The sequence below is a fragment of the Kosmotoga sp. genome, from assembly GCF_982836095.1.
Window position 1 is genome coordinate 1 of the sequence record NZ_CEYIHJ010000099.1, and the last position, 6,890, is coordinate 6,890.

The following is a 6,890-nucleotide window of genomic DNA, read 5'->3' on the forward strand; positions in this document are numbered from 1 at the left end:
AGATTTTAATCTAAGTAGAAAACCGTCATTGATGCTCTTCCTTTCCCCTCATTCGCTTTATCAGTAAACTTAAATCCTCCTTCAGAGCATTATCCAATATTCTCCTCACCTCTTCTGCCCTCTTCTCACGACCATATTTTAGATTTTTTATTGCCTTCTTCAGCTCTCCACTCCTTGTTTTATAAAGCCCTATCGCTGCTAATAGCTTTATCTGGTGCATTTCATCCATTTTTTTTCCATGTTTGTTATATCTTTCATTTTATCCCCTCTTCTTTTTAGCAAGCTAACACAATTACAAACTCCTATAATAAAATCCTTTCCTCTTAGTTTCATCTTCATCAAACATTCTCCTTATATCTATCAACACCGGCTTAGCATTCATCATCCTTTTAAGTTCCTCCAATTTCATCTTCTTGAATTCATCATGCGCCACTGCCATAATCACGCAATCCACCTTCACATCCAGATTATCCAAAGCTCTCACACCGAATGCTTCTATCCCTTCTTTGCTCAACAAAGGGTCATATCCATAAACGTCAACCCCAAATTCCTTCAGCTCTTTCACCATTTCTCTTACCGGCGATTCTCTCGTATCCGGCACATTTTCTTTGTAAGTCAAACCCATAATCAAAACTTTCGAGCCTTTGATAACCTTCCCTACTTCATTCAAGCCCTTTATCGCCATCCCCGCGACATGCTTTGGCATGTAGTCATTTATTGCTCGCCCAGCCAGTATTACTTGTGGGTGATAATCCAGTTCTCTTGCCTTATACACGAGGTAATAAGGGTCAACCGGTATACAATGCCCTCCGACCAAACCCGGTGAATACCGATGAAAGTTCCATTTCGTTGCCGCAGCTTCTAAAACTGCTTTTGTATTCAAATTCATCTTATCGAAAATAAGCGAAAGCTCGTTCATCAAAGCGATGTTCAAATCCCGCTGGATGTTCTCTATAACTTTTGCTGCTTCTGCGGTTCTGATGTCCTTTGCTTTGTAAACATTCGTTATATTTCCATAAAGCTCAGCGAGAATATCTGTTGTTTCTTCGTCCATTCCTGCAACGATCTTCGTTATCTTCTCCAACGAATGCTCATCATCAGCAGGATTTATTCTCTCTGGCGAGTAGCCAATCTTGAAATTTTCCCCCACATTTCATCCTTGATTCTTCCTCCAGTATCGGCTTTACTATTTCTTCTGTAACGCCTGGATAAACGGTTGATTCAAGAACGACAACACTGCCCTTTTTCATGTTCTTGCCAATGATCTCAGCAGCTGATTTCACATACGACAAATCGGGTTCTTTCGATTTCGTCACCGGCGTTGGGACTGCAGTTATGATGAAATCTGCTTGTTCGATCAAAGAGGGGTCTGTTGTGTAAGTAATATTGTTATTACTGCTGGTTTCATTAAGCTTTCTTATCTTATTTTCCTCTACGTCGAATCCTATGATTTTCTGACTCTTAGAGAACGCTTCTGCTAATGGCTGACCTACATAGCCTAAACCCACTATGCAAACTATCACTTCGTCCCTTATCAGCTTCTCCCTAATCATCACACAATTACTTCTCATCTCAATTCTTTGCTTTAGAACTATTAGTATTAATATCGAATGCACCTAACGCAATGATCATTCTTTGAGAAATAGCCAAGTGCCATTCCTATAAAACTTCCAGTGAAGCCTATCCCCGCGCCTTTCGCTATTTTTCGTAGCGATTCTTTCAGGTATTCTTCGTTTGGCATTGATTGCTTCCCATTATTTCTCCAATAACTCAAAAAATCTATCTCTTCTCTAACACTTTTATAATTTCCTTTGCAGAAAGGATAGGCAATTTCCTCATTCTAAACACGCTTGCAGTGGCGTAGTAATATATTCACTCAGCACAACACTATCTTTAGCCCCCTTCAAATCAATTCCAGCTTCCTCCAATACACCTTCTAAAATCCCCAAATCCCTCGCAGTCTCAAGATATAGTTCTACCGCTTCAACAATGTTCTCTTTAGCCTCTTCTATCGCCTCTCCCTGGCTTGCAACTCCTAATTCCGGACATAAAACAGAATATCTGCCTTCCTTTTCTTCCCTTATCAGCGCACTAAAGATTATTCTCATCTTCTCACCAAGTTATCTTATTTTTACATTCTTATATAAACTTTGTTTTTCATTCATGACAATTTTACCAAAGAAAGAGTTGTAGCATTGTTATCGCTGCAAAGCCAGTGAAATCAACCCGAAACCAGTAGGTCCTAAGAATCTCGCCACAATCATCATGCCTAAATAGGCGAAGAACATGCCTATACCAGTGCCGATGAAACCTTTTTGATCAAACTTTTTCTAAAAGTTTGCTTTGGCTATTTTACGCAGCGATTCCCCTAAGAAATCTTCGCCTGGCATTTTATTCTCTTATTATCTCAAGTCTAAGAACTCTTTTGGTGTTTGAACGCTCATGTAAGTGCGATCGCCGAAATGCTTTGTATTCCATGTGACAAATCTTGTGCAATGATGCTGTTCTGCAACCATTAAGATCAACGCATCTTGAAAATTCATTCTCAACTTTATTTTTTGAAATGCCTCTTCAAAAAGGCTCTCTACAAATTCGTTTACCGAAATGAAAGCAGTTGAAGGATATAGTATCTTCAAACCATAAACTTCTTCAAATCCCTTAAATAATTTCATTAACTCTATTCCGTTTAGATTGAAGGATGCTATACCAAGCAATTCAAATAGATTAAATATCGAGGTGAATTTTTCTTCCGCTTCATTTAAAAACACCTTGTTTATCTCATATCTATCATCGTTTGGGAATAACTTATCGATTACAAAAATATCGGTGTCAATAAAGGTCATCTTCTTGCCCTCAATGTAGCCATTACTTCATCTGGACTCTCTCCAAAACGTTTCTTCCACGCTTCACCCTGCCTGACCTTATCCCATAACTCATTCAACTCTTTTTTGCTGTAACCCGTTTTCTCGCTTCTTCCAATAAGCTGCCTTTCAATAAGCAACGCTATATCGCTCTTCTTTTCACTACCCAAAAAATGTCTAACAGCATCTATCACTACTTCGGTTCTATTTTTATAAAGCCCCTGTTTAACAAGCCCTTCTATGTCTTTAGCCAGTTTCTCAGGCATTCTTATTTGTATTACATTTTTTGCCATGGGAATCACCTTTTATATGTATTTACTTTGTATCACTTATATAAAGCTTTCACTCAAGGTCTTTGTTAAAATTGGGATTACGATTAAACCTCACAGGCTAAAAATAAGATTCGTGATCCCCACGAGTCCAGCAAACGCGCTGTGCGAATAGTTTGTATTCAGTCATGTGTTAATTCCACTATTCAAATCTTATTTTATTCTTTTGAAACAAGACGAAGAAAGTTATGCCAACATCGAAAATGCGATTTTTTGGCTGCGTGCATATATATCAATCAGTTGTTACTTCAAAAGGATTTGTAACCTTTACCCATGGAATACTCTTGAAATCACCGTTTTCCGTGTAGATACTGAATATCTTGTTTTCTCTCATTGTTGCGGCAATTAAAGCATCCCAATAATGCACCTCATACATCATATTTATTTCAATCGCTGAAAGAATAGTATGTGCATCGTAATCCATAACTATCCAGTTTTGAAACTCGATAATATCCCCTATAATTTCCTTTGCCGTTTCCATAGGCACTGGCTTTTCAACCTTCTTTGTGATAACAACATAAAACTCTGATAAATTTTGTATTGAGATGCTGTACTTCTCCTTCAATCTCCAGCATTCATCGATCAGACGCTCACATATTTCATGCTTCTTTCCCTCACTTTCATCATACGCATAGACCAGTATGTTTGTATCGATTAAACAAATTTCATCGCTCATGCAGCTCATCTCTCGTCTTATACAACTTCTTTCCAAAGTTAAATCCCTTCTCCAATAGTTTTAGCTCCCTTTCCGCAATCTTTCCTTGCCTCTTTTCTTCTATCCATCTCTGCATCGCTTCCGTGACTGCTTTTTCTAAATATCCCTTTTTATCTCCGTGAGCACTACTGGCAACCGCTCTAAACTCTTTTTCTACTTCATCCTTAATATTTACAGTGATTGTTCCCATGTTTTATAATTTAGATTCAGTCTATATTTAAATGTTTAGGGTTTGAGCTGTTTAAAGGAGTGGTAAAGCAAGTCGCTCCTGCATATACTCTGCGCCAAATAAAACGCGGATGGCTTGCTCCGAGAAAAGCGTTATTATCAGAAAAGCAGGAGAGATAAGCAAGAGAGTTAAGCGAAGCATCCATTTTGTAACTACGCTACAGTTTTTTCTTAGCTCATCCATTCTGTTTCTCGCATAGAGTTCAGATATAACAGGAAAAAAATAGTAGCAAAAGCCGCTGGAATGCTTCTTATTAGCTGTGCGGTTGGCAAAGCCGCGTTATAAATTCCTACATCCGCAGATGAGGCAAAATATCCAAGCATTAGCGTATCTGTCCAGCCCATTACTAAACCTGCGATACAAGCAAAAAGCATAGGAAAAGAGAAAGCAAAAAGCTCCTTATCCTCCAAAATCACTTTCACTTTCATTTTGAAAACGGGAAAAACCTTCTTCTCTAAGAAGTAAAAAGCTATGAATGGCATAACAATTATTGCAAGACCCAACCCCATGCTGCACCAACAACACCTAACCCCAATAGGAGAAGAACAACAATTACCGCTAACTTTAAAGGCTCCTGGAATATGTATTGTGCATAAACATTATATCTCATATCTTGAAATCCAACTGTGACGGAAAGAAAATTACTTGCTAAAACAGAAAATGGAATCCCAATTGCGAAAATTCTCAGTATTGGTGTCAGGTTCGCATCGTGAAAAACATGAATTGAAATCCAGCTTGCGTGCCAGAACAAAATAAATGCTAATCGCTTGCTCCTAATCGTGCAATTATCAATCTTGAGCCATAGCCAAACGCTCTTCCTATTAGCATTCCCGTGAAACCTTTTTGATCAAACTTTTTCTAAAAGTTTGCTTTGGCTATTTTACGCAATGAAATAAAGATGTAAAAACATTCTTCCCAATAAAATCATAACCCTTAAGAAACTTTTATATACACACAAACCATACCCTTTATCATATCCGTATCATTTATCATAGGAGGAGAAGATGTTTAAAAAGATAGAGATAGCCGTAGAATTGACACCTGACCAAGAAGTGGGAGGATATGTTGCCTATTGCCCGGAATTAGATATCACGACAGAGGGCGAGACAGTTGAGGAGGCAATATCTATGATGAAAGAAGCAGCTGAAGGCTATATTGAAATCATTGGTGTAAATAATATCCCCTACTTTAAAATCGGGGAGGTGTTGGTGAGAAAACTGGAATTGGCGGCAAATGTCTAAGTTACCAGCTATAACAGCAGAGAAGTTAATAAAAATCCTTGGAAAAGAGGGATTCGCATTTATTCGACAAAAAGGCAGTCATCGGTTCTATGAGAAGATAATTGATGGTGAAAGAGTTGTGATACCCATCCCAGTGCATCACGGAAGGGAGTTGAAGAAAGGAACGTTGCATCACATATTGAAAAAGGCACAGATTAGCAGGGAAAGGTTAAAGTTTTTACTTTCGATAACACTGATCTTCAATAAAGGCGTTTAAACGGTTTATCATATCCATCGAGGTAGCCATTACTTCGTCGGGACTCTCTCCAAAACATTTCTTCCACGCTTCACCCTGCCTGACCTTATCCCATAACTCATCCAGCTCTTTTTTGCTGTAACCCGTTTTCTCGCTTTTTCCAATAAGCTGCCTTTCAATAAGCAACGCTATATCGCTCTTCTTTTCACGCCCCAAAAAATGTCGAACCGCATCTATCACTACTTCGGTTCTATTTTTGTAAAGCCCTTTTTTAACAAGCCCTTCTATGTCTTTAGCCAGTTTCTCAGGCATCCTTATTTGTATTACATTTTTTGTCATGGGAATCACCTTTTATATGTATTTACTTTGTATCACTTATATAAAGCTTTCATCCAATGTTTTTGTTAATTTAATTGGAATTAATATTAATCCACGCAGGCTTACGATGTGATTCGTGATTCCTGCGAGTCCAACAAACGCGCTGTGCAAACAGTTTGTATTCGGGCATGTTATTTCCTGCAAATTATAGGCAATAACTCATCTTTCTTTTCTGCTTACTTCAGAAACTGTCCAACAATTACCAAACAAAGAATAGATTGTGCCTGTCATCGGTACAATTCGGACGTTAGTAGCTAATTCGGCATCTAAATTATATATTCCGACTTCATAAGCCCTGCAGAAATAACCCAGCATTAAAGTATCAATGAATCCCATCACTATTCCTGCTATATCAACAAAAATCAAAGGCCTTGAGAACGAGAAAAGTTCTCTCTCCGTTGGTATTTATTGCTTTTACCCTGGTATTGCGAAAGTCAAAAGCAAGAAGGCAACTGCTAAGATGATATATTCCAAATTAAAGAAATAGTAATCATCTCCCCCTTTTCTCTTACAATTTACTTACAAATTCTTCTACTTTCTTATACCACTTCCCGAACTCTTCTTCGTAATTCGCTGGATAATTACCATTGTAGAAACAATCTACATGCAACGTGTTAATGAACTCCTCGAATTCAGCTCTGTAAGGCAGGGGCAATCTCCTCCTTATGCCTCCCCATCTCGTATTCTCAGTTGCCGAATAACTCATTGCTGCTAACCTCGCTGTATGGAACAAGCTGTTAAAAGCTGTTCTTATTCTCCTATCCCTGTCATCTTCGTCTTCACTCCTCCCCGCCATCCCCATGTCCTCCTTTGCACTTCTAATATATGACCTTGCCTCCCTGAATCTGGGCTCAAAATCTGCTGTCATTTCCTCTAAATATCCCCCTTCTCCATATAATACT

At 38.5% G+C, this 6,890-nt stretch carries 15 protein-coding genes; 2 read left to right on the forward strand and 13 right to left on the reverse strand.

What is annotated here, in order from left to right:
- Positions 1-25: 25 nt before the first annotated feature.
- From AC3LHT_RS07195 to AC3LHT_RS07240, 10 genes are all read right to left on the reverse strand, one after another.
- A complete protein-coding gene (locus AC3LHT_RS07195; RefSeq protein WP_488662420.1) occupies positions 26-229 on the reverse strand; it encodes a hypothetical protein in 204 nt (67 codons plus the stop codon).
- 63 nt (positions 230-292) lie between these two features.
- Positions 293-1,150: a nucleotide sugar dehydrogenase gene (locus AC3LHT_RS07200; protein WP_488662421.1), complete on the reverse strand. Its 858-nt coding sequence runs from the start codon at positions 1,148-1,150 to the stop codon at positions 293-295.
- A complete protein-coding gene (locus AC3LHT_RS07205) occupies positions 1,098-1,553 on the reverse strand; it encodes an NAD(P)-binding domain-containing protein (protein WP_488662433.1) in 456 nt (151 codons plus the stop codon). Before AC3LHT_RS07205 ends, AC3LHT_RS07200 begins: the two co-directional genes overlap by 53 nt.
- Positions 1,554-1,600: 47 nt before the next feature.
- The gene (locus tag AC3LHT_RS07210) at positions 1,601-1,741 is read right to left on the reverse strand and encodes a hypothetical protein (RefSeq protein WP_488662422.1); all 141 of its coding nucleotides are present in this window, start codon (positions 1,739-1,741) and stop codon (positions 1,601-1,603) included.
- A 94-nt stretch (positions 1,742-1,835) separates the two neighbouring features.
- Positions 1,836-2,108: a type II toxin-antitoxin system HicB family antitoxin gene (locus AC3LHT_RS07215; protein WP_488662423.1), complete on the reverse strand. Its 273-nt coding sequence runs from the start codon at positions 2,106-2,108 to the stop codon at positions 1,836-1,838.
- 294 nt (positions 2,109-2,402) lie between these two features.
- The gene (locus AC3LHT_RS07220; RefSeq protein ID WP_488662424.1) at positions 2,403-2,843 is read right to left on the reverse strand and encodes a hypothetical protein; all 441 of its coding nucleotides are present in this window, start codon (positions 2,841-2,843) and stop codon (positions 2,403-2,405) included.
- Complete coding sequence (locus AC3LHT_RS07225) at positions 2,840-3,154, reverse strand: ribbon-helix-helix domain-containing protein (protein ID WP_488662425.1); 315 nt, start codon at positions 3,152-3,154, stop codon at positions 2,840-2,842. The genes AC3LHT_RS07220 and AC3LHT_RS07225 overlap by 4 nt, the downstream gene beginning before the upstream one ends.
- A gap of 268 nt (positions 3,155-3,422) precedes the next feature.
- Positions 3,423-3,866 (reverse strand): PIN domain-containing protein, encoded by a 444-nt coding sequence (locus AC3LHT_RS07230; protein ID WP_488662426.1) that lies wholly within the window; start codon positions 3,864-3,866, stop codon positions 3,423-3,425.
- The gene (locus AC3LHT_RS07235) at positions 3,856-4,095 is read right to left on the reverse strand and encodes a hypothetical protein (protein ID WP_488662427.1); all 240 of its coding nucleotides are present in this window, start codon (positions 4,093-4,095) and stop codon (positions 3,856-3,858) included. Before AC3LHT_RS07235 ends, AC3LHT_RS07230 begins: the two co-directional genes overlap by 11 nt.
- A 209-nt stretch (positions 4,096-4,304) precedes the next feature.
- A complete protein-coding gene (locus AC3LHT_RS07240; RefSeq protein WP_488662428.1) occupies positions 4,305-4,643 on the reverse strand; it encodes an oligosaccharide flippase family protein in 339 nt (112 codons plus the stop codon).
- 495 nt (positions 4,644-5,138) lie between these two features.
- On the opposite strand from AC3LHT_RS07240, the gene AC3LHT_RS07245 reads away from it, so the two are divergent.
- Positions 5,139-5,375: a type II toxin-antitoxin system HicB family antitoxin gene (locus tag AC3LHT_RS07245; protein ID WP_488662429.1), complete on the forward strand. Its 237-nt coding sequence runs from the start codon at positions 5,139-5,141 to the stop codon at positions 5,373-5,375.
- The gene (locus tag AC3LHT_RS07250; RefSeq protein ID WP_488662430.1) at positions 5,368-5,631 is read left to right on the forward strand and encodes a type II toxin-antitoxin system HicA family toxin; all 264 of its coding nucleotides are present in this window, start codon (positions 5,368-5,370) and stop codon (positions 5,629-5,631) included. The genes AC3LHT_RS07245 and AC3LHT_RS07250 overlap by 8 nt, the downstream gene beginning before the upstream one ends.
- Here AC3LHT_RS07250 and AC3LHT_RS07255 read toward each other — a convergent pair.
- The 3 genes from AC3LHT_RS07255 to AC3LHT_RS07265 all read right to left on the reverse strand — a co-directional run.
- Positions 5,593-5,949 (reverse strand): ribbon-helix-helix domain-containing protein, encoded by a 357-nt coding sequence (locus AC3LHT_RS07255; RefSeq protein ID WP_488662431.1) that lies wholly within the window; start codon positions 5,947-5,949, stop codon positions 5,593-5,595. The two genes, AC3LHT_RS07250 and AC3LHT_RS07255, sit on opposite strands and share 39 nt — an antisense overlap.
- A 198-nt stretch (positions 5,950-6,147) precedes the next feature.
- Positions 6,148-6,393 carry an oligosaccharide flippase family protein gene (locus AC3LHT_RS07260; RefSeq protein WP_488662434.1) on the reverse strand — a complete coding sequence of 82 codons (246 nt, stop codon included), beginning with the start codon at positions 6,391-6,393 and terminating at the stop codon, positions 6,148-6,150.
- A 103-nt stretch (positions 6,394-6,496) separates the two neighbouring features.
- Positions 6,497-6,890, reverse strand: a 394-nt coding sequence (locus tag AC3LHT_RS07265; RefSeq protein WP_488662432.1) for a hypothetical protein, incomplete at its 5' end; no start/stop codon positions are given.

Bases quoted from the DNA above. Each gene is read 5' to 3' on its own strand.
- AC3LHT_RS07195 (WP_488662420.1), bottom strand. From the start codon at position 229: ATGGATGAAATGCACCAGATAAAGCTATTAGCAGCGATAGGGCTTTAT.
- AC3LHT_RS07205 (WP_488662433.1), bottom strand. From the start codon at position 1,553: ATGATTAGGGAGAAGCTGATAAGGGACGAAGTGATAGTTTGCATAGTG.
- AC3LHT_RS07210 (WP_488662422.1), bottom strand. From the start codon at position 1,741: ATGCCAAACGAAGAATACCTGAAAGAATCGCTACGAAAAATAGCGAAA.
- AC3LHT_RS07215 (WP_488662423.1), bottom strand. From the start codon at position 2,108: ATGAGAATAATCTTTAGTGCGCTGATAAGGGAAGAAAAGGAAGGCAGA.
- AC3LHT_RS07220 (WP_488662424.1), bottom strand. From the start codon at position 2,843: ATGACCTTTATTGACACCGATATTTTTGTAATCGATAAGTTATTCCCA.
- AC3LHT_RS07225 (WP_488662425.1), bottom strand. From the start codon at position 3,154: ATGGCAAAAAATGTAATACAAATAAGAATGCCTGAGAAACTGGCTAAA.
- AC3LHT_RS07230 (WP_488662426.1), bottom strand. From the start codon at position 3,866: ATGAGCGATGAAATTTGTTTAATCGATACAAACATACTGGTCTATGCG.
- AC3LHT_RS07235 (WP_488662427.1), bottom strand. From the start codon at position 4,095: ATGGGAACAATCACTGTAAATATTAAGGATGAAGTAGAAAAAGAGTTT.
- AC3LHT_RS07240 (WP_488662428.1), bottom strand. From the start codon at position 4,643: ATGGGGTTGGGTCTTGCAATAATTGTTATGCCATTCATAGCTTTTTAC.
- AC3LHT_RS07245 (WP_488662429.1), top strand. From the start codon at position 5,139: ATGTTTAAAAAGATAGAGATAGCCGTAGAATTGACACCTGACCAAGAA.
- AC3LHT_RS07250 (WP_488662430.1), top strand. From the start codon at position 5,368: ATGTCTAAGTTACCAGCTATAACAGCAGAGAAGTTAATAAAAATCCTT.
- AC3LHT_RS07255 (WP_488662431.1), bottom strand. From the start codon at position 5,949: ATGACAAAAAATGTAATACAAATAAGGATGCCTGAGAAACTGGCTAAA.